The sequence below is a fragment of the Trichococcus patagoniensis genome (assembly GCF_003051085.1).
GTDB lineage: Bacteria > Bacillota > Bacilli > Lactobacillales > Aerococcaceae > Trichococcus > Trichococcus patagoniensis.
This window is the reverse complement of record NZ_QAOM01000047.1, coordinates 1-1,488: the sequence shown is the minus strand read 5'-3', so window position 1 is coordinate 1,488 and position 1,488 is coordinate 1. Positions and strand designations below refer to the sequence as shown.

1 protein-coding gene is annotated in these 1,488 nt (G+C 40.1%); it reads right to left on the bottom strand.

Annotated elements, in window-relative coordinates; all coding sequences use genetic code 11:
* Positions 1-105: 105 nt before the first annotated feature.
* A complete protein-coding gene (locus C8U37_RS14310) occupies positions 106-1,380 on the bottom strand; it encodes an ISL3 family transposase (RefSeq protein ID WP_281257535.1) in 1,275 nt (424 codons plus the stop codon).
* Positions 1,381-1,488: the final 108 nt, after the last annotated feature.

Sequence of the window (1,488 nt, the reverse complement as noted above, 5' to 3'; positions counted from 1 at the left end):
GGCTCTCTGTCAAATGGTGTTGATGAGACATTTTATCTGTTGAAATAAGGGAGCCACATTCACAAACTCCAGAAGAGAATTTTTCTCTTTTGGGGTTTGTTTTTTTTATATTGCCTGAAGCAGATTGAATTGGATAAAAATCCGATTGCGGAAATGAATGAAGTTCCTGTAGCCGTAAGAGACTCTCTTGATGACCTTTATTTTGTTGTTTATCCCTTCGATCACTCCGTTGGAGTAAGTATAGGAGAGACTATTGAGAATGTACTCTTCGGCGCCCTTGAGTGTCTGCATAGCTTTTTTCATATTGGGCGAAAGGGATTTATGGGATTCATTCACAAAGTCTTTAAACATTTCTTTTTCTTTATGGTTCACCGCATATTTGATAGTCTGGTAGGCATCATAATTTGCTTTCAGAGTAGGATCGATTCCCAATAGATAATCCACTACATCTTTATCACACATCCCCTTTTTGAAGAGTCTGTGGTAGCGGAAATTGGTAAAGTCCACCTTGTCTTGATCCATAAGCAGTAATTTCCAGTAGTTCTTCAATTTTGTATAATCGCGACGATCCTTTGGTTCGGATGACTTCCTTAGGCCATTCATCACTTGAATACGGGTTTGATTTAATGCGCGATTCACCTGCAGAATAATGTGGAACCGATCAATGATAATTTTGGCGTTCGGAAAGACTTCCTTAATTAAAATCATGTACGGAGAATAAAGGTCGGTCACAACCGTCTCCACCCGAGCCCGTACTTCGTAAGGGAAACGCAGGAAGTATTCTCGTAATTTGAATAACCGCCTATCTGGAAGGACATCAAACAACTGATGTGTCTGCGAATCACAACAGACAAAACTCATCGCCCCAACACAATCCTTTACCGACTTGAATTCGTCGAAACAAAGGTGCTTAGGCAAGTAATGATAACTTTGTTTGAAACTGTTGTAAGAATTTTTGAAGACACGGCTGGTTGTATTTGCGGAGACATGATGAATGGCAGCGATGTCCTTTTCTGAAATAGTCTTCCTAGCATACAGGGCAATCGAAACCTTTGTGGCCCTGGAAATAAAACAATTTTCCTCCACGATATCTGTTTGCGCACTAAAGGTAGACGAGCATTCTCTACAAAGGAATCGCTGTTTATTCAAGTCGAGGAAGGCTGGATAGCCGGAAACCTCCGGTAAAACGATCCTGGATTTCTTGGTGCCGTTTTTTACGATTGACTGCTGATTTTCCATCCCGCAGTTAGGGCACCGTAGTGCCTCGAAGGTCAAGACAGCAGAGAAAACTTTCGCAATTTGGCCCTTGATTACGACATCCTGGCAACAATTTTCTCCGAAATGGATATTAAGGTCTTTTATATTCAACACATTTCGCATATACTTTGATATAGACAAATGAAATCACTCCTTAAAATATCTGGCTTAGTCACCTTTATTTTAACAGAGTATTTCATTTGTCCTTTTTTTTGCACTTTTCACAAAAAA